Source organism: Burkholderia savannae (genome assembly GCF_001524445.2).
Classification (GTDB): domain Bacteria; phylum Pseudomonadota; class Gammaproteobacteria; order Burkholderiales; family Burkholderiaceae; genus Burkholderia; species Burkholderia savannae.
This window is the reverse complement of record NZ_CP013417.1, coordinates 3,623,688-3,647,587: the sequence shown is the minus strand read 5'-3', so window position 1 is coordinate 3,647,587 and position 23,900 is coordinate 3,623,688. Positions and strand designations below refer to the sequence as shown.

20 protein-coding genes and 1 pseudogene are annotated in these 23,900 nt (G+C 69.2%); 9 read left to right on the top strand and 12 right to left on the bottom strand.

The window, feature by feature from the left end; genetic code table 11:
* Positions 1–215: 215 nt before the first annotated feature.
* On the bottom strand, positions 216–1,883 hold the full coding sequence (locus WS78_RS17840) for a Na+/H+ antiporter (RefSeq protein WP_059584266.1): 1,668 nt from the start codon (positions 1,881–1,883) through the stop codon (positions 216–218).
* 312 nt (positions 1,884–2,195) lie between these two features.
* Between WS78_RS17840 and WS78_RS17835 the strand changes: the two genes are divergently transcribed.
* The 8 genes from WS78_RS17835 to WS78_RS17800 all read left to right on the top strand — a co-directional run bounded on the left by WS78_RS17835 (position 2,196) and on the right by WS78_RS17800 (position 9,874).
* Positions 2,196–3,488 (top strand): EAL domain-containing protein, encoded by a 1,293-nt coding sequence (locus tag WS78_RS17835; protein WP_038747058.1) that lies wholly within the window; start codon positions 2,196–2,198, stop codon positions 3,486–3,488.
* Positions 3,489–3,869: 381 nt separating this feature from the next.
* Positions 3,870–4,250 (top strand): hypothetical protein, encoded by a 381-nt coding sequence (locus tag WS78_RS17830; RefSeq protein WP_059584389.1) that lies wholly within the window; start codon positions 3,870–3,872, stop codon positions 4,248–4,250.
* A complete protein-coding gene (locus WS78_RS17825; protein WP_038747064.1) occupies positions 4,247–4,597 on the top strand; it encodes a hypothetical protein in 351 nt (116 codons plus the stop codon). Before WS78_RS17830 ends, WS78_RS17825 begins: the two co-directional genes overlap by 4 nt.
* A gap of 30 nt (positions 4,598–4,627) precedes the next feature.
* Complete coding sequence (locus WS78_RS37120; protein ID WP_197419477.1) at positions 4,628–5,047, top strand: hypothetical protein; 420 nt, start codon at positions 4,628–4,630, stop codon at positions 5,045–5,047.
* A gap of 89 nt (positions 5,048–5,136) precedes the next feature.
* Positions 5,137–6,576: an alkaline phosphatase gene (locus tag WS78_RS17815; protein WP_059584269.1), complete on the top strand. Its 1,440-nt coding sequence runs from the start codon at positions 5,137–5,139 to the stop codon at positions 6,574–6,576.
* A 31-nt stretch (positions 6,577–6,607) separates the two neighbouring features.
* Complete coding sequence (locus WS78_RS17810; RefSeq protein ID WP_059584273.1) at positions 6,608–8,011, top strand: alkaline phosphatase; 1,404 nt, start codon at positions 6,608–6,610, stop codon at positions 8,009–8,011.
* Positions 8,012–8,025: 14 nt separating this feature from the next.
* Complete coding sequence (locus WS78_RS17805; RefSeq protein WP_059584275.1) at positions 8,026–8,826, top strand: hypothetical protein; 801 nt, start codon at positions 8,026–8,028, stop codon at positions 8,824–8,826.
* 334 nt (positions 8,827–9,160) lie between these two features.
* Positions 9,161–9,874 (top strand): copper homeostasis protein CutC, encoded by a 714-nt coding sequence (locus tag WS78_RS17800; RefSeq protein WP_059584277.1) that lies wholly within the window; start codon positions 9,161–9,163, stop codon positions 9,872–9,874.
* A 465-nt stretch (positions 9,875–10,339) separates the two neighbouring features.
* On the opposite strand, the gene bioB is transcribed toward WS78_RS17800, so the two are convergent.
* From bioB to aceK, 10 genes are all read right to left on the bottom strand, one after another.
* Positions 10,340–11,350, bottom strand: a complete 1,011-nt coding sequence (gene bioB, locus WS78_RS17795; RefSeq protein WP_038747172.1) for a biotin synthase BioB — start codon at positions 11,348–11,350, stop codon at positions 10,340–10,342.
* 59 nt (positions 11,351–11,409) lie between these two features.
* Entirely contained in the window at positions 11,410–12,132 is a 723-nt protein-coding gene (bioD, locus tag WS78_RS17790) for a dethiobiotin synthase (protein ID WP_038747075.1), read from the bottom strand.
* Positions 12,129–13,313 (bottom strand): 8-amino-7-oxononanoate synthase, encoded by a 1,185-nt coding sequence (bioF, locus tag WS78_RS17785; protein WP_038747174.1) that lies wholly within the window; start codon positions 13,311–13,313, stop codon positions 12,129–12,131. The genes bioD and bioF overlap by 4 nt, the downstream gene beginning before the upstream one ends.
* Positions 13,310–14,656, bottom strand: coding sequence for an adenosylmethionine--8-amino-7-oxononanoate transaminase (gene bioA, locus WS78_RS17780; RefSeq protein ID WP_059584282.1), 1,347 nt, complete (start codon positions 14,654–14,656; stop codon positions 13,310–13,312). Before bioA ends, bioF begins: the two co-directional genes overlap by 4 nt.
* 519 nt (positions 14,657–15,175) lie before the next feature.
* Positions 15,176–16,447, bottom strand: a complete 1,272-nt coding sequence (locus tag WS78_RS17775; protein ID WP_161788656.1) for a dienelactone hydrolase family protein — start codon at positions 16,445–16,447, stop codon at positions 15,176–15,178.
* Positions 16,448–16,582: 135 nt separating this feature from the next.
* Complete coding sequence (locus WS78_RS17770; protein WP_038747084.1) at positions 16,583–17,035, bottom strand: YchJ family protein; 453 nt, start codon at positions 17,033–17,035, stop codon at positions 16,583–16,585.
* 33 nt (positions 17,036–17,068) lie between these two features.
* Positions 17,069–17,746, bottom strand: a complete 678-nt coding sequence (locus WS78_RS17765; protein WP_038747087.1) for an SDR family oxidoreductase — start codon at positions 17,744–17,746, stop codon at positions 17,069–17,071.
* A gap of 34 nt (positions 17,747–17,780) precedes the next feature.
* On the bottom strand, positions 17,781–18,974 hold the full coding sequence (locus WS78_RS17760) for an acetyl-CoA C-acetyltransferase (protein ID WP_038747090.1): 1,194 nt from the start codon (positions 18,972–18,974) through the stop codon (positions 17,781–17,783).
* A complete protein-coding gene (gene can, locus WS78_RS17755; protein WP_038747093.1) occupies positions 18,961–19,731 on the bottom strand; it encodes a carbonate dehydratase in 771 nt (256 codons plus the stop codon). The genes WS78_RS17760 and can overlap by 14 nt, the downstream gene beginning before the upstream one ends.
* 34 nt (positions 19,732–19,765) lie before the next feature.
* On the bottom strand, positions 19,766–21,577 hold the full coding sequence (gene aceK / locus WS78_RS17750) for a bifunctional isocitrate dehydrogenase kinase/phosphatase (RefSeq protein ID WP_038747094.1): 1,812 nt from the start codon (positions 21,575–21,577) through the stop codon (positions 19,766–19,768).
* 287 nt (positions 21,578–21,864) lie between these two features.
* Between aceK and WS78_RS17740 the strand changes: the two genes are divergently transcribed.
* Positions 21,865–22,944 (top strand): MBL fold metallo-hydrolase, encoded by a 1,080-nt coding sequence (locus WS78_RS17740; RefSeq protein ID WP_059584284.1) that lies wholly within the window; start codon positions 21,865–21,867, stop codon positions 22,942–22,944.
* A 144-nt stretch (positions 22,945–23,088) separates the two neighbouring features.
* On the opposite strand, the pseudogene WS78_RS38240 reads toward WS78_RS17740, so the two are convergent.
* A pseudogene (locus WS78_RS38240) lies at positions 23,089–23,715 on the bottom strand (ATP-binding cassette domain-containing protein); the annotation flags it as partial.
* Positions 23,716–23,900: the final 185 nt, after the last annotated feature.

Below are 23,900 nucleotides of genomic sequence, written 5' to 3'. Positions count from 1 at the left end.
GCAGCGGGCGGCGAGCGGCGAGCGACGGGCAGCGGCCGGTTGCGCGCGGCATGGCGCAGCGGTCCTCCGCCGTCGCGTTCCAGCGTTGCGCGCGCTGCGTGTCTGTCGCGTGCTGCGTACGTCGTGAGCGCCTCGAGTGTCTCGCGCGACGCCCGCCCGTCACTGCGCCGCCCGCTCGCCGAGCGCCGAGAACGCGCACCGGCGAGCGCGCGTCGTCAGACGATGCCCTTCTTGCGCGTCGACAGCGCCGTCTCCGACAGATCGACTTCGCGCATCAGCTTCGCGAGCGTCTCGTCGTTGATCTTCTGCTCGCCGCGCAGCCGGTAGAGCACCGCGCGCTCCGCGCGGATCGCCGCGATCTTCAGCGCCAGTTCCATCTTCTCGGTCTGCCGCGCTTCTTCGCGCGGCGTCGCGCCGTCGGCGGCGAGGCCCGCGAGCCGGCGGCGGTACAGGTCCATCACGCGCGCCGTCACGTCCGCGCAGCGCGCGGCGGCCGTCTCGTCGAGATCGACGGCAAGCGCGTCGTGCGCCGCGTCGACCGCGCGGATCGCCGCTTGCGCCGCCGCCGCGCGCGCGATGCGCTCTTCCTCCGCGTGCGGATTGCGCATCGGGCGCATGCCGCGCAGCAGGAGCGGCAAGCCGATCACCGCGACGACGAGCGAGCCGAGAATCACGCCCGACGCAACGAAGATCGCCGTGTCGCGGCCCGCGAGCGGCGTGCCGTCGCCGAGCGCGACCGGAATCGACAGCACGCCCGCGAGCGTGACCGCGCCGCGCACGCCGCCCACCGTCATCACGGCGATCGTGCGCACGCCCGCCATCGTGCCGACGAGACCCTGCCTCGCCGCGCGGCGGCTCGCGATCCAGCGCAGCAGCCAGACCCACGCGAAGCGGATCGCGTAGAGCGCGGCGAGCATCGCGGCGATGTAGCCGAGCATCGCGCCGACGAGCGCGTCGCTCGTATGGTGTGCGTCGAGGAGCGCGCGGCCGATGATGTGCGGCAGCTGCAGGCCGAGCATGATGAACACCATGCCGTTGAACACGAACTCGATCATCGCCCACGTGCTTTCCGCGCGCACTCGCGCGGCGACCGTGCTGCTCTTCGAGAAGCTCGTGTAGTTCATCATCATCCCGGACGCGACGGCCGACAGGATTCCTGACAATCCCAAATGCTCGGCGATCAGGTACGACGCGAACGGCACGAGCAGCGTCATCACGATGCCGGGCGCGGGATCGCCTTCCTGCGAGGCGTTCAGGAAGCGCGTCGACAGCGCGCTGAACAGCCACGCGAGAGCCGCGCCCGCCACGAGGCCGCCCGATGCGACGATCACGAAGCTGATCGACGCGTCGCGCAGCGAGAACATGCCGGTCAGCGCGGCGGCGATCGCGAACTTGAGCGCGACGAGGCCCGATGCGTCGTTCATCAGCGCCTCGCCCTCGAGGATGTGCATCAGCTGCGGCGGGATGCGACCCTTGCCCGCGATGCCGGACAGTGCGACCGCATCGGTCGGCGACAGCACGGCGGCGAGCGCGAACGCGATGGGCAGCGGCAGGCCGGGAATCAACCAATGCGCGAAGTAGCCGACCGCGAGTACCGTCATGAACACGAGGCCGAACGCGAGCATCAGGATCGCGCGCCGTTGCAGATACAGCTCGCGCTTCGGAATGCGCCAGCCGTCCGCGAACAGCAGCGGCGGGATGAACAGCAGCATGAAGATTTCGGGATCGAACGTGACGTGCAGATTGAACTTCGGCCACGCAAGCACGGCGCCGATCGCGATCTGCATCAGCGGCAACGGCAGGCGCAGCGGCAGCACGCGCGTCGCGACGCCCGACAGCGCGACCGCGAGCAACAAAATCAAAACAGTGAAGACGATTGCCATCGATGATTGAAACGGGGAAGAAACGACGGTACGCAGTGTAGCGTGCGCGCGAAATGCGCGACGGGAAGCGACGTGCGAGCATCGGCGCACTGTGATGGTGCGCACAATCCCCATCGCCATGCATGCGCGGCGCGGCGCGATCGACGCATCCGCACCGGGGATGGCGCGACTGGGCGTGGTGTCGTGCGAGTGAGCACGGAGCTTGCTTGAGGCTTGCAGACAACTACGATCGAACAACCGAGGACCACCGATGAAAACCCGCGAGCCGCACGTTTCGCCTGCCGACGTTTTCGTCATGAGGAGGGCCGCCGCATGACCACGACCGTTCAGCAGGAGCGTCCCGTCGCCGCGTCGCCGTATCGCTTCGAGCCGGAGATGACGTCCGGCCTCGAGCGCGTCGCCGCGCATCACCACGATCTCACCCTGACGACGGTGTTTCAGCCGATCTTCAGCCTGTCGCACATGCGCGCGGTCGGCTACGAGGCGCTGTTGCGCGCGCACGATGCGCTCGACCGCCCGGTGTCGCCGCTCGACGTGTTCGGTGAAGCCGCGCGCCACGGCGAGGCGACGCAGGTCGACCGCCTCGCGCAGGCGCTGCATCTCGAAAACTTCGCGCGATTCGGCGCGGAGCGCGAATGGCTGTTTCTCAACGTGCACCCCGGTGTGCTCACCGATCCGTTTCAGGCCGCCGCGCTGTTCGCGAACCTGAAGCGGCTCGACATCCCGCCGCGGCGCATCGTGCTCGAGGTGCTCGAGCAGCGCGCCGACGACATCGAGCGGCTCGCCGACGCGGTGCGCGAATTCCGCGAGCAGGGCTTTCTGATCGCGCTCGACGATTTCGGCGCGGGTCATTCGAACATCGAACGAATCTGGCAACTGAGCCCGGACATCGTGAAGCTCGACCGGATCATGCTGTCGCATGCGCAGCATCGCACCGGACTCACCGCGATCCTGCACGGGCTCGTCACGCTGCTGCACGAGGCGGGCAAGCTCGTGCTGATCGAAGGGATCGAGACCGAGCACGAGGCGCAGATCGCGCTGTCGTGCGATGCGGATTTCGTGCAGGGCTATTTCTTCGGACGTCCGGCGCCGGGGCTGCCCGACAGCGCCGCGGCGTCCGCCTGCATCGGCGAGCTCACCGAGCGCTATCGCAAGCAGACCGAAGCGGCCGAGCGGCGCGACGCGCAGCGGCTCGCGCCGTACCAGCGCGCGTTCGAGCGCGCGGCCGAGCGCCTCGCGGCGGGCGAGCCGCTCGACGAGGTCTGCTGGAACTTCCTCGCGCTCGATCACGCGGCGCGCTGCTTCCTGCTCGACGAGCGCGGGCGGCAGGCGGGCCGCAACGTCGTGCTGCGTGCGGACCGCGCGTCGCACGAGACGCGCTTTCTGCCGCTCGCCGACGCGCAGGGCGCGAACTGGCTGCGGCGTCCGTATTTCCGCTCGGCGATCGCCGAGCCGGAGCGCGTGCAGGTGACGCGGCCGTATCTGTCGATCAACGAGGCGCTGCCGTGCGTGACGTTGTCGATCGCGGTGCGCGTGAACGATGCGCTGTGCGTGCTCTGCGGCGACATCGACTGGATCGACGGCGAGACGCCGCCCGGCGCTTGATCGTCGGCGGGCCCGCGGGCCGCTCTGTTGAGTGGCGGTGCGCGCGGGCGTTGCTGCGGCACACGCGGGTTCGCTATGTGTCCGCGGAATTAACTGCAATCTTGGTTGAGTTTTTGATTCGATGCGAATGCATCGCGCGTTGCGTGCAGTTGCGCCTCGCGATACGCGGCGAGCACGTTGCCTTGCCTCGGTTCGTGCGTACGGCTTTCCAAGGCCGCGAGCGGTGCGCGTACGGCCGCGGGTTCCTGCGCGCGTCGCCGCGGGCGCGATTGGCGACGGCGCGCGTTGCATTTTGCGAACGCGAGGCCGAGAATGCTCCGAGGATTGCGGCGCCGGGCCGGCTTCGCGCGATCCCGCCATCGGCACTACGCGAAGAAAATCATGAAAAGACCGCTTTCGCTGACTGTCCTAGCGTGGTTCGTCATCGTCTCGAACCTGATCGGGCTGATCTCGCTGCCGTTTTCTCTTCACGATCCCCTTTCGCTCGCCGTCCTGCGCCGCTCGCCGCTGCCGATCGAGGCGACCGTCGCGATCGCCGTCGCCAGCGAGGCGCTGCATCTCGTCGCCGGCGTCGCGATCCTGAAGCGGAAAATCTGGGGGCGCACCCTGTACGCGGTCGTTGCGCTCGTCGGATTCGCGATCTCCGCATTCACGACGCCGTTCAAGGGCATGCTGATCGTCGTCGCCGCGCTGATCGCGCTGTTCCTGTTCATCCTGTATCGCCCGGCCGCAACCGCATACTTCAGACGGGCAGCCGCATGAACGCGCTGCGCAACGTGGTTGCGGTGCTGTTCCATGTGCTCGGCAGCTTCGTCGCGGTCGGCACGATGGCGTGCGTCGTCTGGTTGCGGCCGGCGACGCCGCGGCGGCTCGCGTGCGGCGCGGCGCTGCTCGTCGGCGCGGGCGCGCCGTATGCGGTCGGCGCGGCGATCGGCGCGTTTCGGCCGCGGCTGCGGCCGGTCGGCGCCGCGCTTGTCGTGTCGTCCGGGCTCGTGCTGCTCGACGTGTTCGCGATGGTCGGACTGCGGCCGTCGCCGGATCTGCTCGCGATGGCGATCGCGCGGCGCCCCGGGGCTCGCGTTCCCGCTCGAAGGGCTCGCGTGGGCTGAGCTCGTCGCGCTCGCGATCGGCGTCGCGGGGTGACGGTTCGCCGCGCACGGCGCGGATTGACGGGCGCTCGCCGGGCGGCGGACATTTGTCTTGCGACGGCTTTGCCGCGGCTACTGCCGGGGCAGGACTTCGAGGCCAAGATCGCCGCCAACGCCGCCAACGCCGCCAACGCCAACGACGCCAACGACGCCAACGACGCCAACGACGCCAACGACGCCAACGACGCCAACGACGCCAACGACGCCAACAACGCCAACAACGCCAACAACGCCAACGACGCCAACAACGCCAACAACGCCAACAACGCCAACAACGCCAACAATCCCGACGCACGACCAAGATCCCGACATGGCCGGCCAAACGGTCCGACACGTCGGCAAGCGACGCCGCCCGCCTCCGCCCCCGCCCCCGCTTCCGCTTCGCTCATCCATTCGATTTCCATTCCATAAACTTTCAAAAGCATTCACATTCGCGTCATATCGCCCTCGTATCTTTCTTGCGTTTTTGAAAGAAACCACATCAACGGGAAGCCGAAAACATGAAGCGAGTGAGACTGGCGGCGCTCCTTTGCGCGAGCGTTTTCGCGGCGGCGGGCTGCGGCAGCGACGAGCCGAAGACCCCCGCCGCAACGGACGACGGCGCGCAAACCACCGCCGCGCGCAACGTGATCTTCTTTCTGGGCGACGGAATGGGGATGACGACGCTGACGGCCGCGCGGATCTACGCGGTCGGCGAGGACGGCGCGCTCACGCTCGACACGCTGCCCGAAACCGCGTTCGTGAAAACCTATTCGAACGACGCGCAGGTGACGGACAGCGCGCCGTCGATGTCCGCGTACATGACGGGCGTGAAGACGAACAACGAAGTGATCTCGATGACGCCCGACACGAAGGCGATCGAGCCGACCGCGAACCTCACCGGCAATTGCGGCGCGGACAACGGCAAATCGGTGCCCACGCTGCTCGAGATCGCGAAGGCGAAGGGGCTCGCGACGGGCGTCGTGACGACCACCCGCGTCACGCACGCGACGCCCGCGGCCACCTACGCGCACGTGTGCCATCGCGACGCCGAGAACGACATCGCCGCGCAGCTCGTGCCGGGCGGCGCGGGCTACAACGCGGCGCTCGGCAGCGGCGTCGACGTCGTGTTCGGTGGCGGCACGCAATTCTTCGTACCGAAGGACGCGGGCGGCAAGCGCGCGGACGGCCGCAATCTCGTGAACGAGCTGAAGGCGAAGGGCTACGCGATCGCGCAGAACCGCGACGAGCTCCTCGCCGCCGACGCGACGAAGAGCGGCAAGCTCGCCGGCCTCTTCGCGTCGAGCCACATGAGCTACGACCTCGATCGCGGCGCGACGAAGGAGCCGAGCCTGGCCGACATGGCGACGCGCGCGCTCGACGTGCTGCAGAGGAATCCGAACGGCTACTTCCTGATGATCGAGGGCGGCCGCATCGATCACGCGCTGCACGACACGAATGCGAAGCGCGCGCTGCAGGACACGCTCGCATTCGACAACGCGATCAAGGCGACGCTCGACAAGGTTCGCCAGAGCGATCCGGATCTGAAGAACACGCTCGTCGTCGTGACGGCCGATCACGATCACACGCTCGTGCTGAACGGCTACGCGGCGCGCACGGGCAAGACGGAGGCGGGCAAGCCGGGCGTGCTCGGCGTGCTGCGCAACTATCAGACGGGCGCGATCGCGAAGGACGCCGACGGCGCGCCGTACACGATCATCGGCTTCGGCAACGGCGAGAACCGCGTGCAGGGCAGCCGCGCGGGCACGGGCCTCACCGACGCGGTGACGGGCGCGGACGATTACCGGCAGGAAGCGGTCGTGCGGATGGCGAAGGGCGGCGAGACGCACGGCGGCACCGACGTGTTTCTCGGCGCGATCGGCCGCGGCGCGGACGGCTTTCACGGCGTGATCGAGAACAACAAGGTGTTCGAGCTCGTGCGCAGCGCGGCGCAGCTTTGAGCGCGGCCTTGACGGAACAGGGGAATACAGGATGTCGACTATGAAGCGCATCGCGGCGGCGACGCTCGCCGCGGCGGCCCTCTCGGGCGGGTTCGGCCACGCGGCGCACGCCGCGGGCCAGGCGAAGAACGTGATTTTCTTCCTCGGCGACGGAATGGGGCCGACCACCGTGACCGCGAGCCGCATCTACAAGGTCGGCGAGGCCGGCCAGCTCACGATGGAGAAGCTGCCGCGCACCGCGCGCATCAAGACCTTCTCGAACGACGCGCAGACGACGGACAGCGCGCCGTCGATGGCCGCGTACATGACGGGCGTGAAGATGAACAACGAGGTGCTGTCGATGTCGTCCGACACGCGCGCGTTCGCGCCGGGCTCCGACGCGAACGGCAACAAGACGGTGAACAATTGCGGCGCGACCAACGGCAAGGCCGTGCCGACGCTGCTCGAGCTCGCGAAGGCGCGCGGCAAGGCGGTGGGCGCGATCACGACGACCGAGCTCACGCACGCGACGCCCGCCGCGACTTACTCGCACATCTGCCATCGCGACGCGCAATACGACATCGCCGCGCAAGCGGTGCCGGGCGGCGCGGGCTACAACGCGGCGCTCGGCGACGGCGTCGACGTGCTGATGGGCGGCGGGCGCAATCACTGGACGCCGTTCGATCCGGTCGCGAACAGGCGCGGCCGCGCGGACGGGCGCAACCTGCTCGCCGAGCTGCAGGCGAAGGGCTACGCGCTCGCCGCGACGAAGGATCAGCTCGCACAGGCGGGCGGCGGCAAGCTGATCGGACTCTTCAGCACGACGAGCCATCTCGAGTATGAACTCGATCGCGTCGCCGGCAAGGGCGAAGGAGCGACGCAGCCGAGCCTCGCGGAGATGACGGCCAAGGCGATCGATGTGTTGTCGAAGAATCCAAACGGCTATTTCCTGATGGTCGAAGGCGGGCGCATCGATCACGCGCTGCACGGCACGAACGCCAAGCGCGCGCTCGAGGATACCGTCGCGTTCGACGAGGCGATCCGCACGGCGCTCGCGAAAGTGGATCTGTCGAACACGCTCGTCGTCGTGACGGCCGACCACGACCACACGATGACGATCAACGGCTATTCGAAGCGCGGCAATCCGATTCTCGACATCAGCCGCGGCTATCGCGACGGCCAGCCGAACAAGGATGCGGACGGCAACACGTACACGACGCTCGTGTTCGGCAACGGCGCGAACCGGCCGAACGCGCGGGCCTCGGTGGATTCGGCGAGCGCGACGAACGAAGCGTACTTGCAGGAAGTGGGCGTGCGGATGGGCGGTGCGGGCTCCGAGACGCACGGCGGCGGCGACGTGATGCTGTTCGCCGACGGCGCCGATGCGAAGGCATTCAAGGGCACGCTCGACAACACGAAGGTGTTCGGCCTCGTGAAGTCGGCGTTCGGGTTCTGAGCGGGAGGGTTGCGATGCGCACCTTCGCGATGCAAACGCGCGGGGAAAGACGCGCCGGAAGGCTCGTCGCGCGGCGCGTGCGCGCGGCGCTCGGCGCGACGGCCATGTTCGCCGCCGCGCCAGCGTTCGCCGCGCCCGATCTCGACGCGGTGCTGTTGCACGAGAGCGCGTCGGTGAGCGCGGACGGCGTGACGCGCACCGTCACGTATCGCGAGCGGATGGTGCGCCGCGACGGGCACGTGTGGATCGAGCGCGTGCTGCCCGCGAGCGCGAAGCACGGGCAAGCGAGCGACGGACACGCGCACGACGCCGCGCACGCACCGCAGTCGCGCGGCGGCGTGCGCGCGGCCGCCGCTTCGACGGACGCGCACGCAGGCCACAAGCACTTCGACTTCGATGCGGCCGCGCGGCACGTGACGAACGAAGGCGGGAAGGTTCGCATCGAGTACGTCGATGCGGCGCAGCGTACCGTCGTCGCGGTGCCGCCCGCCGAGTACGAGACGACGGGCTTCGACGGCTCGTGGGACAACGCGTTCTACATCACGCCGCCGTCGCGGTTGAAGCGGCTCGCGGCGAAGTCGACGCCCGGGCCTGTGTCCGGCACGCGCTGGTACGAGCAGACGGTCGGCGCGCAGGGCGTCAATCGCATTCTCTGGAGCGACACGCTGCAGGCGCCGCTCGTCGTCGAATATCGCAGCGCGGACGGCCATGCGTCGCGCAAGCTGACGCTCACGCCGGCGTCGCGCGCGAAGGTGCCGCCCTGGCAGCAATTGCAGCCGTATGCGCGCAAGGAGTATGCGGACTATCTCGATTGACGCGTGATGCGTGATGCGTGGCGCGTTCGCGCCCGCGTGCGATGCCGGGACAAGCCGAGCAACGCAACGCAACGTAACGCGAGACGGCGCGGAGCAACACAAGCGAAGCGATGCGATGCGGGCGATGGCCGCACGGAGCAACGTCGCGCGCGGCGCAGCGAGCAAACGCAGGCAAGCAAGGCGAAGGCGGCGCAAGGCCGGGCGACATGGCGCAGCGCGTTGCCCGTCGTCCGTCATCCATTGTCCGTCGCCGCCCGCATTCCGCCCGCCATGCGCGCGCGTTCGCGCCGTCGGTTACGATGCGGGCTGGTTCAACTCGACCCGAGCCGCCTCCATGCCAGCTTCCTCGATCCTTCTCGAAGTCATCGCGACGACGATCGGCGATGCGAAAGCCGCCGCCCGCGCGGGCGCCGATCGCCTCGAACTCGTGACCGCCATCAGCGAAGGCGGATTGACGCCGAGCGTCGGCGTGATCGAAGCCGTTGTCGCCGCGGTGCCGATTCCCGTCAACGTGATCGTGCGGCCGCACAGCCGCTCGTTCCATTACGACGCGAGCGAGCTCGCGGCGATCGCGCGCGACGTGCGCGCGGCTGTCGCCGCGGGCGCGAACGGCGTCGTGTTCGGGATGCTCGACGCGCACGGCGACGTCGATCTTGCCGCGTTGCAGCGCGTCGCCGACGCGGCCGACGGACGCGATCTCACGTTCCATCGCGCATTCGACGTCGCGCGCGATCTGAATACCGCGCTCGATACGCTGCTGCGCGTGCCGTCGGTCACGTCGGTGCTGACGTCGGGCGGGCATGCGTCGGTGCTCGACGCGCGCGACGTGGTCGCGCGGATGGTGCGCCGCGCCGAGGGCTCGACGTGCGCGGTGCTCGCGGGCGCGGGGCTCACCGTCGACGCGGTCGGCGATTTCGTGCGCGCGACAGGCGTGCGGGCCGTGCATTTCGGCTCGGGCGTGCGCGAGCGCGGCGAGGTGCTCGCGCCGATCGACGAGCGGCTCGTCGCGAAGGCGCGCGCGACGCTCGATGCGGCGGCGCGAGGGTAGCGCGTCGAAGGCATGTGCTCGCACGCGTGGGCAGGTGCTGCGCGACGATAAAAAAGCCGGGACATCGTCCCGGCTTTTTGCTTGACTATTGAAGGCGTTCGGCGTTCGGCGTTCGGCGTTCGGCGTTCGGCGTTCGGCGTTCGGCGTTCGGCGTTCGGCGTTCGGCGTTCGGCGTTCGGCACCGATTGTTTGATATTCGACAACCCGACACCCGACACCCGACATCGCACATCGCACATCGCGCATTCGACACCCGACGTTACCCGCCGAACCTCGGACGTCCGGCGTTCGACGCCCGACGTTCGAAATCCGACATCCGACGCCCGGCTTCTCTTTCAGCGCTCGAGCTTCAAACGAAAAGCATCGCGCCGGGAGCGCTCGGCCGTCACCGGCGAATGTTCGCGAGCGCGCGGCCGCCGTTCGCCACGCGCGGCGGCGCGCTCAGGCACTCAAGCGTTCAAGCGTTCAAGCACTCAATTGCGTCGCTTCGCTCGCCGACATCCCGAGCCGCGCCAGCAGCTTGCGGTCGGCTTCCGCGCGCGGATTGCCGGTCGTGAGCAGCACGTCGCCGTAGAACATCGAGTTCGCGCCGGCGAGGAAGCACAGCGCCTGCATCGAATCGTCGAGCTGCTCGCGGCCCGCCGACAAGCGCACCATCGCCTTCGGCATCGTGATTCGAGCGATCGCGATCGTGCGCACGAATTCGAACGGATCGAGCGCCTGCGCGTTCTCGAGCGGCGTGCCTTCGATCGCGACGAGATTGTTGATCGGCACCGACTCCGGATACGGGTTCATGTTCGCGAGCTGCGCGATGAGGCCCGCGCGCTCGCGGCGCGATTCGCCCATGCCGATGATCCCGCCGCAGCACACGTTGATGCCCGCCTCGCGCACGCGCTCGAGCGTGTCGAGCCGATCCTGGTACGTGCGCGTCGAAATGACCTGGCCGTAAAACTCGGGTGACGTATCGAGGTTGTGGTTGTAGTAGTCGAGGCCCGCTTCGGCGAGCGCCTTCGCCTGATGCTCCTCGAGCATGCCGAGCGTCACGCACGTTTCGAGGCCCATTTCCTTCACGCCGCGGATCATGTCCTTGATCGGTTCGATGTGCCGATCTTTCGGGCTGCGCCACGCCGCGCCCATGCAGAAGCGCGTCGCGCCGTTTTCCTTCGCGGTGCGCGCGGCGGCGAGCACCGCGTCCACTTCCATCAGCTTCTCCGCCTTCAGGCCGGTCTCGTGATGCGCGGATTGCGAGCAGTAGCCGCAATCCTCCTCGCAGCCGCCCGTCTTGATCGACAGCAGCGTCGACAGCTGGATCGCGTTCGCGTCGAAGTGCTCGCGATGCACCTGCTGCGCGCGGAACAGCAGATCGTTGAACGGCAGCTCGTAGAGCGCGATCACGTCGGCGACGCGCCAGCGCGGCGCGACGGGCGCGGTCACCGGCGTTTCGGTCGTCGCGCGAGCGGTTTGGGCTTGAGTCATGTCGGTCATCCTTCGGAACGGGGATCGATTCGGAAATGCTTCGATAAGCGGGTAAAACGTCAGCGCGGCGCGGCGGCGCGCAACGCTTTCAGCAACAGGTTCACGTCGAGCGCCGCCGACGCCGCCTCGGGCGACGGCGGGCTCATGTGCGCGACGTCGCCGACGAGCGGCGCGCCGTGCTCGCGGTCGAGCCACGCGCGCAGCGTGTCGACGTTTTCGTCGGCGAAGTTCATCGCGGCGTCGATGCGGTTCGCGACCCAGCCGGCGATGCTCAGGCCGCGCGCGGCAATCGCGTCGGCGGTGAGCAGCGCGTGGCTGATGCAGCCGAGCCGCACGCCGACGACGAGCACGACGGGCAGGCCCAGCGCGACCGCGAGATCGGCGGTGTCGCGCGTGCCGGTCAGCGGCACGCGAAAGCCGCCGACGCCTTCGACGACGACGACGTCCGCCGCCTCGCATGCACGGCGATGCGCGGCGACGATCGCGTCGATGTCGAGCGCGACGCCTTCGCGCGCGGCGGCGATGTGCGGCGCGGCGGGCGCCTTCAGCAGGAACGGCGTGCGGATCTCGGCGGGCAGCGCGACGTTCGCGGCGGCGTCGAGCTGGTCCGCGTCGTCGTTGCGCCACATGCCGTCGCGCTCGTATGCGCCCGCGGCGATCGGCTTCATCGCCGCCGCGCGCAGCCCCGCGCGCGCGAAGCCGCGCAGCAGCGCGGCCGACACGAAGGTCTTGCCGATCTCGGTGTCGGTGCCCGTCACGAACAGCGAAAGCGGCGCGCTCATGCGGCGGCCTCGGCCCGCGTGACGAGCGCCGCTTCGAGGCGCGCGAGGTCGTCGAACGAATGCGCGGCCGACAGCGAGATCCGCAGCCGCGACGTGCCGGCCGGCACCGTCGGCGGCCGGATCGCGGGCACCCAGAGGTTCTGCGCGTCGAGCGCGGCCATGGCGGCGAGCGTCGCTTCGTTGCTGCCGATCACGAGCGGCTGCACGGCCGTGTGCGAATCGACGGGCCGCCACGGCGTCGCGCGCAGGATCGCGCGCGTGCGCTCGATCAGCGCGGCGAGATGCGCGCGTCGCGCGTCGCCTTCGTCGCTCGCGATCACGCCGAGGCTCGCGGACACCGCGCACGCGACGGACGGCGGCGCGGCCGTCGTGAAGATGTAGCTGCGCGCGCGCTGCACGAGCCATTCGATCACGGTCTCGTGCGCGACGACGAACGCGCCCGCGACGCCCGCCGCCTTGCCGAGCGTGCCGACATAGACGAGGTTCGGCGAGCGCAGCCCGTGCGCGGCGAGCGCGCCGCGGCCTTGCGGGCCGAGCACGCCGAAGCCGTGCGCGTCGTCGACGACGAGCCATGCGCCGTGCGCTTGCGCGAGCGCGACGAGGCGAGCGAGCGGCGCGACGTCGCCGTCCATGCTGAACACGGTGTCGGAGACGATCAGCTTCGTCGGCGCGTCGGACGCGGCGAGGAGCGCTTCGAGCGCGTCGGCGTCGGCGTGCGGATAGATGCGCACGTCGGCGCGCGACAGCCGCGCGCCGTCGATCAGCGAAGCGTGGTTCAGCGCGTCGGAGAAGATCGTCGCGCCGCGGCCCGCGAGCGCCGTCAGCGCGGCGAGATTCGCCATGTAGCCGGTGCTGAAGTAGAGCGCGCGCGGCGCGTCGCAGAAGCCGCCGGAGAATGCCGCGAGCTCGTCTTCGAGCGCCGCGTGCGCGCGCGAATGGCCGCCGAGCAGATGCGAGCCGCCGCTGCCGGAGCCGTAGCGGCGCGCGCCTTCGGCGAACGCTTCGATCAATCGCGGATGCGCGGCGAGGCCGAGATAGTCGTTGCTCGCGAAGCCGACGATCTCGCGGCCGTCGACCGTCATGTGCGCGCCGCATGCGGTGTCCGCGATGCGGCGGCGGCGGCGCAGCCCTTGCGCGTCGATGTCGGCGAGGCCGCGTTCGAGCGTGGCGAGCAGGTTCATGCGCGTGCCTCCGTGAGCGTTGCGTCGAGCGTCGCGCGCGTGCGCGACGCGAGCCATTCGATTTCGCCGTCGTCGAGGATGTACGGCGGCATCAGGTAGACCGTCGTGCCGATCGGGCGCAGCAGCGTCTCGCGTGCAAGCGCGTGCTCGAAGAAGCGGCGCGGGAATGTGCGGGCCGCGTCGCCTTCGAGCGCGACGTCGAACGCGAAGATCGTGCCGCGCTCGCGCAGGTGGCGCACCTGCGGATGCGATGCGAGCGGCGCGAGCGCGGCGCGCATCAGCGCGGACTTGCGCGCGTTCTCGGCGAGCACGTCGTCGGTGTCGAACAGATCGAGCGTCGCGACGGCCGCGCGGCACGCGAGCGGATTGCCCGTGTACGAATGCGAATGCAGGAAGCCGCGCGTCACGTCGTCGTCGTAGAACGCCTCGAAGATCGCGTCGCGCGACAGCACGAGCGACAGCGGCAGATAGCCGCCGCTGATGCCCTTCGACAGGCACAGGAAATCGGGCCACACGTTCGCCTGCTCGCACGCGAAGAACGTGCCGGTGCGCCCGCATCCCACCGCGATCTCGTCGGCGATCAGATGCACGTCGTGCGCGTCGCACAGCGCGCGCAGGCCGCGCACGTACGACGGATCGTGCATCGCGAAGCCGGCCGCGCACTGCACGAGCGGCTCGACGATCAGCGCGGCGATTTTCTCGCCGCGCTCGGCGAACAGGCGCTTCACGTCGTCGAGCGCGCGCGCGGCGACGTCGGCGGCGCTCTCGCCGGGTTGCGCGCCGCGCGCGTCCGGCGACGCGACGACGTGCGCCGTGCGAATCAGCGGATCGTATGCGTCCTTGAACAGCGCGACGTCGGTCACGCCGAGCGCGCCGATCGTCTCGCCGTGATAACCGTTCGCGATGCAGACGAATTCGCGTTTGTCGCCGCGGCCGCGGTTGCGCCACGCGTGGAAGCTCATCTTCAGCGCGATCTCGACGGCCGACGCGCCGTCCGACGCGAAGAACGCGTGGCCGAGCGTGTGCCGCGTGCGCGCGGCGAGCCGCTCGGCGAGCTCGATCGCGCTTTCGTGCGTGCAGCCGGCGAGCATCGCGTGCTCGAGCGTGTCGAGCTGCTGCTTGAGCGCCGCGTTGATGCGCGGGTTCGCGTGGCCGAACAGGTTCACCCACCACGAGCTGATCGCGTCGAGATAACGGTTGCCCGCGCGATCGAAGAGCCACGCGCGTTCGCCGCGCGCGACCGGGATGAGCGGCAGCCGCTCGTGGTGCTTCATCTGCGTGCAAGGATGCCAGACCGCGCGAAGGCTGCGCGCGACCCAATCGTCGGTTGCGTGTGTGCTCAAGACTGCTCCGGGACCAAAACGCGTCGAGGGCGTGCGAAGCGCCGCTTGCTCATGCGGGATCGATGGCGGAGAAAGCGCTCGATCGGATGGCGAAAAACGCGTGTGCAAAATCAAAACCGGGGCTGAGATTAGCGTGTTTTGCGCTTCGTTGCAGTACCCGTTACAAAACGCCGGAGCCTTTACGGACGCGGAGTTCGGCGCATTTCGCGGCCGCTCGCGACGGTTTGGGCCCGTTCGTTCGCATACGGCGCAGAAGACGACGGCAAAGAGCGGCTACCCGTCGGGCGGAAATCGGGCGGCGCGCGGCCGAAACAGCGCGAGCGCCGAAAAAAGGGCGCTTTCAGGCGAGATCGAATGGCTGCCCGCGTGCGTCGCCCGCGCCGGCAGGCGACGCGCGCGGACGGCGTGCGGTCATCGATGTGAGGAAAACGCAAGAACGCGGAAGAGGAGCCGGCCGCAGCGGTGCGCCGGCGTGCGGCCGAGAACGGCCAAGCGCGGGACGGATCGATTGCTCGGCGATCAGCGGCTTGCGAGTGCGCGCGCGGCGTTCGGCGAATCGTCAGCCGTTTGCGCGATCGCGTCGCGCCACACGACGCGATCGTCGACCGCGTACAGCTGGCACTGCCCCGCGCTCTGCTTGCGGCAGCCATCGAGCGCGAGCGCCATCGGATCGTCGCCGCCTTCGGCCCACGACCACGCGCCTTCGCTCGACACCGCGAACGCGCGGCTCGGATGCTGCGCGAGGAAGCGGCGATACGCGGCGCGCCCGGCCTCGTCGATGAACGGCACCGCTTCGACCGCGTCGATCGCCGCATAGCCGCTCGCTTTCGGCTCGTGCGGATTCGCGACCGCGTAGCGGACCGACGTCGGCAGATTCAGCTGCGCGAGGAACGACGCGACGGGCGGCCACCAGATCGGCACGCCGTCGCGATCGACGATGATCCGGTGCGCGTCGTCCTTATAGCGGCCGAAATCGACGAAGAGCGTGCTCGCGCCGTGCGACACGTACGCGTCGCGCAGTTGCGCGACGAGCGCGGGCGACCATACGGAATCGTTGTCGCCGTACAGCCACAGCGACGGCACATGCGTGCGCGAGCCGTACGTGTCGAACGCGTCGACGAGATTCTTCTGCCAGCCTTCGCAGAGATCCTGGCGCAGCCCGCCCGAGAAGTTGATGATCCCGCGCACGCCGCGCGCGGCCTCGGCGCCGTATGCGAGCGATACGAGCCCGCCGTGCGACGTGCCCGCGACGACGACGTGCTTCGCATCGACGTAAGGCAGCCTCGACATGTAGCCGATCGTCGCGGCGACGTCGCGCGCCTGCGCGACGCCGTTTCGCTCGACGTCGCAGCCTTCCTGGGCATACGCGCCGCCCGAGCCCGCGAAGCCTTCGCGGTTCGGCGCGACCACCGCATAGCCGCGCCGCACGAACTCGCGCGCGAACGACAGCGGCCGGCTGCGCGGCTGCGCGCGCAGGTCGCCGGGGTTCTTGCCGTGATTGAAGACGACGAGCGGGAAGGGGCCGGGGCCGTCCGGCTTGAACACCGTCGCCTCGAGCGTGATCGCGCCGGCCGCGTCGACCGGAATGCGGATGATCGTTTCGTTGAGATTCGCGGCGACGGGCGGCAGGCCCGAATTGCCGTAGTCGAAGCGCTCGGCGTTCGCGAGCGCGCCGGGGCGGGCGTTCGCGGCGGCAGGCGCGGACGGAATGTCGGGCGGCAGCGGGCCGGCCTGAGCGGCCGACAGCACGCATGCCGCGATCCATCCCGTCATCACCTTGCCGAATGCCATGCCAGAGCCCACCGACGCGAATTGCACCAAACGTCGGCCATCCTAGCCTGACAAATTCCGGTTGTGCAATGCCGGAATTACCCGGCATGGCGAGCTGCATCGCCAACCCGCGGTATCGGCTTGGGCCGCGTGGACTCAGCGCTCGCTTACATCGCCGTCGACGTAGCGCCACGCGCCTTGCGCGTCGCGCGTGAAACGGCTCGTTTCGTGCATCCGGTGCGCGCGGCCGCCGACTTTGTAGCGTGCGACGAATTCCACTTCGGCGTGCGTATCGTCGAGCTGCGCATGGCGCTTGATCGCAAGGCCGAGCCAGCGCGGCGCGTCCGCGCGGGCGGCGTCGGCGCCGAGATCGGGCGGGCAGGTGCGCGGGTCCCAGGTCGCGCGCAGATAATCGGTCGCGCCGAGCACGTACGCGCTATAGCGCGAACGCATCAGCTCGAGCGCCGTCGCGGCGCGCGCGTGCCCGTCGATCAGGCGCGCGCAGCAATCCGCGTAGCGCGGCGCGCGCGCGTTCGCCAACGCGCCGGGCGCGGCGCCGCCGCACGGACAGTCGAGCGGGCGCTCGGAGGCGGGCTTCGTGGCTTGCATCGTGATTCGAAAAAAAGGGGGCGGCTCGCCGGCTCACCAGCCGAGCTCGACGCCGTCGTATTGGAAGAAGCGGCCGTTCGCCTGCTCGCGGTCGCCCGCCGCCTGCGCGATCACGCGCCGCATGCCGGCGACGCTTGCCTGCGGCTCGAGCGCGGCCTGCGCGCCGCCCATGTCGGTGCGCACCCAGCCCGGGTGCAGCGCGATGCAGGCCGCATGCCGCGCCTGCAGCGACGCGATCCGCAGCGCGTCGTTCACCGCCGCCTTGCTCGCGCGATAGAGCCAGCCCGTCGTGCCGGTCGCCTCGCTGATGCTGCCCATCTTGCTCGACAGCACCGCGAGAACGCCGCGGCTCTCCTCGACGAGCGGCAGCAGGATCGGCATGAGCAGCATCGGGCCGAGCACGTTCGTGTGCATCACGTCGTCGAAGTCCTCCGCGCTGACGGGCTCGACGCCCGCCGTGCGCGGACCGTACACGCCCGACACGACGACGGCCGCGTCGAGCGCGACGTCGCCCAGTTGCCGGTCGAACGCCGCGACGTCGCCCGGCCGCGCGACGTCGAGCGCGATCGCGCGCGCGCCCGCCGACGCAAGCGACGCGAGCGATGCCTCGTCGCGCGCGGTGGCGATCACGCGCCAGCCGTCGTGCAGATATTGGCGCGCGAACTCGCGGCCGATGCCGCGCGATGCGCCGACGATCAATACGGTCTTCATCGGAGGACTCCTGTTCGAGTGCGCGTCGAATCGATCAGATCAGCTCGATGCCCATCGCGGTCGCCTCGCCGCCGCCGATGCACAGGCTCGCGACGCCGCGCTTGGCCGCGCGCGCGCGCAGCGCGCCGATCAGCGTGACGAGGATGCGGGCGCCCGACGCGCCGATCGGATGGCCGAGCGCGCACGCGCCGCCGTTCACGTTGACTTTGTCGTGCGGCAGGTCGTGCTCCTTCATCGCCGCCATCGCGACGACCGCGAACGCCTCGTTGATCTCGTACAGATCGACTTCGGCCGCGCGCCAGCCGTTCTTGTCGAAGAGGCGCCGGATCGCGCCGACGGGCGCCGTCGTGAACTTCGACGGCTGTTGCGCGAACGTCGAATGGCCGACGACGCGCGCGAGCGGCGTGACGCCGAGCCTGCTCGCCGTCGATGCGCGCATCATCACGAGCGCGGCCGCGCCGTCGGAGATCGACGACGAATTCGCGGCGGTCACGGTGCCCGTCTTGCTGAACGCCGGTTTGAGCGTCGGGATCTTCTCGGGGCTCGCCTTGAACGGCTGCTCGTCGCGCGCGATCACCGTCTCGCCCTTCTTGCCGGCCACCGTCACGGGCGCGATTTCCCACGCGAACGAGCCGTCTTCGTTCGCCCGCTTCGCGCGCGCGAGCGATTCGATCGCGAACGCGTCCTGCGCCTCGCGCGAAAACGCGTATTCGCCCGCGCATTCCTCGGCGAACGTGCCCATCAGGCGGCCCTTGTCGTATGCGTCCTCGAGGCCGTCGAGGAACATGTGGTCGAGCACCTGGCCGTGGCCCATGCGCATCCCCGCGCGCGCCTTCGGCAGCAGGTACGGCGCGTTCGTCATGCTTTCCATGCCGCCCGCGACGATCACGTCGGCCGAGCCCGCGACGAGCATGTCGTGCGCGAACATCGCCGCGCGCATGCCCGAGCCGCACATCTTGTTGATCGTCGTGCAGCCGACCGAAAGCGGCAGCTTCGCGCCGAGCGCCGCCTGCCGCGCCGGGGCCTGTCCCTGCCCCGCCGGCAGCACGCAGCCCATCACCGCTTCGTCGATCTGCTCGGGTTTCAGGCCCGCGCGCTCGAGCGCCGCGGCGATCGCGACCGCGCCGAGCTGCGGCGCGGCGAGCGACGCGAAATCGCCCTGGAAGCCCGCGATCGGCGTGCGCGCCGCCGATGCGATGACGATCGGGTCCTGATCAACAGCCGTCATGTTTCGTCTCCTTGATGGTTTGGGCAATGAGATCGACCGCGCCGGCGAGCTGCGCCGCGTCGGCCGCCACGACGTCATTGTCCGCCGAATGCGCGCCTCCTGCCGAGAGCGCGCCGACCGCGCGGCGGTACGTCGCATCGAGCTGTTCGGAGTGCGACACGGCCATTCCGAGATCGCGCATCCGGCCGTCGTGCACGCCGTAGACGAGCGCGTGCACGGTGAGCGGCTGGCCGCGCGCCCACGCGTCGTTGACGATCGTCGTGCGGCACACGTTGACGACCTGCTCGATCGCGTTGAGCTCGATCAGGCGCCGGTAGCGCGCTTCGCCGAGCGGCCATTCGTCGAGCAGCGCCGCGTGCTTCTCGCGCACGTCCTGCACGTGGTGCAGCCAGTTGTCCGCGAGCCCGACGCGGCGGTTGTGCAGCGCCGCGTTCACGCCCGAGCAGCCGTAGTGGCCGACGACCATGATGTGCTTGACCTTCAGCAGGTCGACCGCGAACTGGATCACCGACAGACAGTTCAGATCGGTGTGCACGACGACGTTCGCGATGTTGCGGTGGACGAACACTTCGCCGGGCGGCAGGCCGATGATCTGGTTCGCGGGCACGCGCGAATCGGAGCAGCCGATCCACAGATACTCGGGCGCCTGCTGGTCGGCGAGGCGCGAGAAGTATTGCGGGTCGCCGGCGAGCTTGCGCTTGACCCAGGCGTCGTTGTTGTCGAACAGATGGGAGAGCGGATGGTCGTTCGTGTTCATCTCAAGTGAGTTCCGTGGGATGAAAAAAAAGGGCTCACGCGGCGGCGCGCTTGCCGTCGTCGGCCGCGTCGCTCGGCGCGAAGCGCTCCGGATAGCGGATGCAAAAGCGCAGCGCCGGCTCGTACGCGTAGAAGTCGGGCAGCTCGCCGCGCAGCAGGCGGTCCTTGCTGTCCTGCCAGAGCTGCGGATCGAAGAAATCCGCGTGATGCCTGATGAAATGCTCGCGCACGCGCGGATCGCCGAGCAGGAACGGCGCGTAGGTTTCGGGGAAGATGTCGTGCGGGCCGACCGTGTACCACGGCTCGCCCGACATCTCGTCTTCCTCGTTGCGCGGCGGCGGCACGCGGCGCACGTTGCAGTCGGTCAGATATTCGATCTCGTCGTAGTCGTAGAACACGACGCGCCCGTGGCGCGTCACGCCGAAGTTCTTGTACAGCATGTCGCCGGGGAAGATGTTCGCCTGGATCAGCTCCTTCACCGCGTTGCCGTATTCGCGCACGCCGTGCTCGATCTCCGCGTCGCTGCCGTTCTGCAGGTACAGATTGAGCGGCACCATCCGGCGCTCGATGTACAGGTGCTTGATGACGAGGTTGCCGCCCTCGTATTCGATGAGCGACGGCACTTCCTTTTCGAGCTCGCGCACGAGCGCGTCGTCGAGCCGCGCGAGCGGCAGCGCGACGCTCGAGTATTCGAGCGTGTCGGCCATCCGGCCGAGACGGTCGTGACGCTTGACGAGCAGGTACTTGTCCATGATCTGCTCGCGCGTCGTTTCCTTCGGCGGCGGGAAGTGGTCCTTGATCATCTTGAACACGTACGGGAACGACGGCAGCGTGAACACGAGCATCACGAGCCCCTTGATGCCGGGCGCGACGATGAAGCGGTCGCTCGAATGCGACAGGTGATGCAGCAGATCGCGATAGAACAGGTTCTTGCCCTGCTTCTGCAGGCCCACCGACGTGTAGATCTCCGCCTTCGGCTTGCCCGGCATGATCGAGCGCAGGAACTGCACGTACGCGGACGGCACGTTCATGTCGACGAGGAAGTACGAGTGCGAGAAGCTGAAGATGATCTTCAGCTGGTCGCGCCGCAGCAGCACCGTGTCGAGCGCGAGGACGCCCGCGCGCGCGTGGCGGATCGGCACCGCGAACGGCAGCACGCGATCGCCGTTGATGATGCGGCCGACCACGTACGCGGTCTTGTTCCGGTAGAACAGCGACGAGAGCACGTGGATCTGGAAATTCACCGCTTCGTCGAATGCGCCGAACTCGTCGTGAATCGCCTGCATGATGCACGCGATGTCGCGCTCGAGATCCTCGAACGGCGGGTTCAGCTGGAAGTTCGTGACGATCCGCTCGAGCGTCGCCGCGAGCCCTTCGCTGCCCGGATAGTACGCGCGGTACGTCGGCTTCGCGGCGGGCTCGTCGTTCTCGATGTATTCGGTCGAGATCGCCGGGCGCACGAAGATGAAATCGTTGTTGAAGTACGCGCGGTGCAGGATCTTGCAGCACACCGAATTGAAGAACGTCTCCGCGCACTCGGGTTGACGGTGCGACGTCAGGAGACCGATGTAATGCAGCTTGATCTGCGGCCAGACTTCGCTGCCGATGTTCTCCGCGTCGTACTCGTCCTCGAGCAGCTCGACGCATTCGCGCACGCGATCGTCGTACGACGTGATGCGCTCGCGCGCGAGCCGCTGCAGCGCGTGCCAGTCCTCGCGCTCGAACAGGTCCTTCGCCTCGACGGCCGCTTCGCGGAAGATCCGGTAGTGGCGGTCGAAGTTCTCGAGGATCGTCTGCGCGACGTCGAAGCCGATCTGCGAGGACAGCAGTTTGGGAAAATGATTCATCGTGCGCGGGCTCACGGGCGGGAAGCTCACGCCATTTTAGCGCCCGGCGGGCGCGCTTTAGGCAACGCGGGGCGATTCGGCGCAGGCGGCCCGCGCGAACGGTTCAGCGACGTTCGCCGACGTTTCGCGGATCTTCCCGCAACGCTCGGGGTTCGCGCGGGATCGTGGCGCGATCTTTTTTTCAGGGGCGCGAAGGCTCGCGGCGCGCGGTTTCGCGTTGAGCGATAGAATCGGTTCCGGTTCGCGCCGCACCGCGGGCCCGACGACAACGCAACGAGACACCCCCGATGAACGCACTGGAACACCAACTCGATTATCCGTTCGCCGACACGCTGCCCGAGCCGGGCGGCTTCGTCGAGGTCGCGCCGGGCGTGCGCTGGCTGCGCATGCCGCTGCCGTTCGCGCTCGATCACATCAATCTTTGGCTGTTGCGCGACGAGATCGACGGGCAGGCGGGCTGGACGATCGTCGACTGCGGGATCGCGTCGGCGGACATCAAGGCGCACTGGGAGCGGATCTTCGACGCGCATCTGGACGGCCTGCCCGTGCTGCGCGTGATCGTCACGCACTGTCATCCGGATCATCTCGGACTCGCGAACTGGCTGTGCGAGGGCGGCGAGCGCGCGCGCTGGAACGTGCGGCTGTGGATGACGCTCGGCGAATACCTGTTCGGCTGCCTGATGGCGGCGGGCAACGGTTCGAACGCGGGCGGACCGGGCGCCGCCGACCATTTCGCGCGGCACGGCCTGACCGATCCGGCCTCGCTCGACAAGCTGCGCAGCCGCCGCAGCTACTTCTCGGATCTCGTGCCCGCGGTGCCGCCGCGCTACCGGCGGCTGCGCGAGAGCGACGCGGTCGCGATCGGCGGGCGCGAATGGCGCGTCGTCACGGGCTACGGCCATTCTCCAGAGCATTGCGCGCTCCACTGCGCGGCGGACGGCGTGCTGATCTCCGGCGACATGGTGTTGCCGCGGATCTCGACGAACGTGTCGGTATTCGATCTCGAGCCGGAGGCAAACCCGCTCGCGCTTTATCTGGGCTCGTTCGGCCGCTACGAAGCGATGGCGGCCGACACGCTCGTGCTGCCGTCGCACGGCAAGCCGTTTCGCGGGCTGCGCACGCGCATCGCGCAACTGCGCGCGCATCACGACGCTCGGCTCGCCGAGGTGCGCGCCGCGTGCCGCGAGCGGCCGATGAGCGCGGCCGACATCGTGCCGATCATGTTCAAGCGGGGCGGGCTCGACATTCATCAGATGACTTTCGCGCTCGGCGAAGCGATCGCTCACCTGAATCTGCTGTGGCTCGCGGGCGAGCTCGCGCGCGAGACGGGCGCGGACGGCGTGATCCGGTTCCGGCACGCGGGCTGAGGCGCGCGGGCTCGATTCCGCATTCGACATCCGATCCCCGCCGTCGCGCCGGCCGCGCCCGCCGGCGATCCGGCGTCACGCCGAGGGCTCGAAGCGCCATCCCTCGCCCGTCCAACGCATCGAATGCGTGAGCGCGAGCGCGTCGATGAACGCCGCGTCGTGCGACACCGCGACGATCGCCCCCGGAAAATCCGCGAGCGCCGCCTCGAACGCGCGCACCGATTCGAGGTCGAGGTGGTTCGTCGGCTCGTCGACGACGAGCAGCTCCGCGCCCGACAGCAGCGCGCCGATCATCGCGACGCGCGCGTGCTGGCCGCCGCTCAGCGCATGCGCGGGCGTGCCGGCGTCGATCGGCAGGCCGGCGTCGTCGAGCGCCGCGCGCCAGCGCTCGGCGAGGTCCCAGCGCCCGTCGAGCGTGCCGACGTCGTCTTCTCGCGCGTCGCCGCGCGCGATGCGCTCGAGCGCCGCGAGCGGCGCGTCGAGATGCGCGACGGCGGTGGCCGTGCAACGTGGGTCGTGTGTCGCGCCGGCGTCGTGCTGCGCGACGAACGCGATCGACGCATGCCGGTCGATCGCACCCGCCGTCGGCGCGAGCCCGCCCGCGATCAGGTGCGCGAGCACGCTCTTGCCGACGCCGTTGCGGCCGACGATCGCGGTCGGCGTGCGATCGAACGTGAGGTCGAGCGAATCGAACAGCGTGACGCCGTCGTCGAAGCGGAAGGAAACGCGATGGAGCGCGACGAGCGCGGTAGCGGGTGCGGTCCGAGCCACGAGCACCTCCGAAAATGGGTGGCGACTTTCGCGCGGCGCGCACGGGATGCACGAAGTGCAACGCGCGGCGGCGAAACCATTCGGGGAAGGCTCAGTTGTTCACTTGGCGGCTCGGAATTCGTCGGAGGAAAGATGCGCGGAGTTTAGCAAGCTCCGCGCGAAGCGGACAAGGGCGGCCCGGCGCG

Coding starts and splice junctions, on each gene's coding strand:
- WS78_RS17835 (WP_038747058.1), top strand. CDS start 2,196: ATGACCACGACCGTTCAGCAGGAGCGTCCCGTCGCCGCGTCGCCGTAT.
- WS78_RS17840 (WP_059584266.1), bottom strand. CDS start 1,883: ATGGCAATCGTCTTCACTGTTTTGATTTTGTTGCTCGCGGTCGCGCTG.
- bioD (WP_038747075.1), bottom strand. CDS start 12,132: ATGAGCGCGCCGCTTTCGCTGTTCGTGACGGGCACCGACACCGAGATC.
- WS78_RS17810 (WP_059584273.1), top strand. CDS start 6,608: ATGTCGACTATGAAGCGCATCGCGGCGGCGACGCTCGCCGCGGCGGCC.
- bioF (WP_038747174.1), bottom strand. CDS start 13,313: ATGAACCTGCTCGCCACGCTCGAACGCGGCCTCGCCGACATCGACGCG.
- WS78_RS17775 (WP_161788656.1), bottom strand. CDS start 16,447: ATGGCATTCGGCAAGGTGATGACGGGATGGATCGCGGCATGCGTGCTG.
- aceK (WP_038747094.1), bottom strand. CDS start 21,577: ATGAATCATTTTCCCAAACTGCTGTCCTCGCAGATCGGCTTCGACGTC.
- WS78_RS17805 (WP_059584275.1), top strand. CDS start 8,026: ATGCGCACCTTCGCGATGCAAACGCGCGGGGAAAGACGCGCCGGAAGG.
- WS78_RS17825 (WP_038747064.1), top strand. CDS start 4,247: ATGAACGCGCTGCGCAACGTGGTTGCGGTGCTGTTCCATGTGCTCGGC.
- WS78_RS17770 (WP_038747084.1), bottom strand. CDS start 17,035: ATGCAAGCCACGAAGCCCGCCTCCGAGCGCCCGCTCGACTGTCCGTGC.
- WS78_RS17800 (WP_059584277.1), top strand. CDS start 9,161: ATGCCAGCTTCCTCGATCCTTCTCGAAGTCATCGCGACGACGATCGGC.
- WS78_RS17830 (WP_059584389.1), top strand. CDS start 3,870: ATGAAAAGACCGCTTTCGCTGACTGTCCTAGCGTGGTTCGTCATCGTC.
- WS78_RS17760 (WP_038747090.1), bottom strand. CDS start 18,974: ATGACGGCTGTTGATCAGGACCCGATCGTCATCGCATCGGCGGCGCGC.
- bioB (WP_038747172.1), bottom strand. CDS start 11,350: ATGACTCAAGCCCAAACCGCTCGCGCGACGACCGAAACGCCGGTGACC.
- can (WP_038747093.1), bottom strand. CDS start 19,731: ATGAACACGAACGACCATCCGCTCTCCCATCTGTTCGACAACAACGAC.
- WS78_RS17740 (WP_059584284.1), top strand. CDS start 21,865: ATGAACGCACTGGAACACCAACTCGATTATCCGTTCGCCGACACGCTG.
- WS78_RS17815 (WP_059584269.1), top strand. CDS start 5,137: ATGAAGCGAGTGAGACTGGCGGCGCTCCTTTGCGCGAGCGTTTTCGCG.
- WS78_RS17765 (WP_038747087.1), bottom strand. CDS start 17,746: ATGAAGACCGTATTGATCGTCGGCGCATCGCGCGGCATCGGCCGCGAG.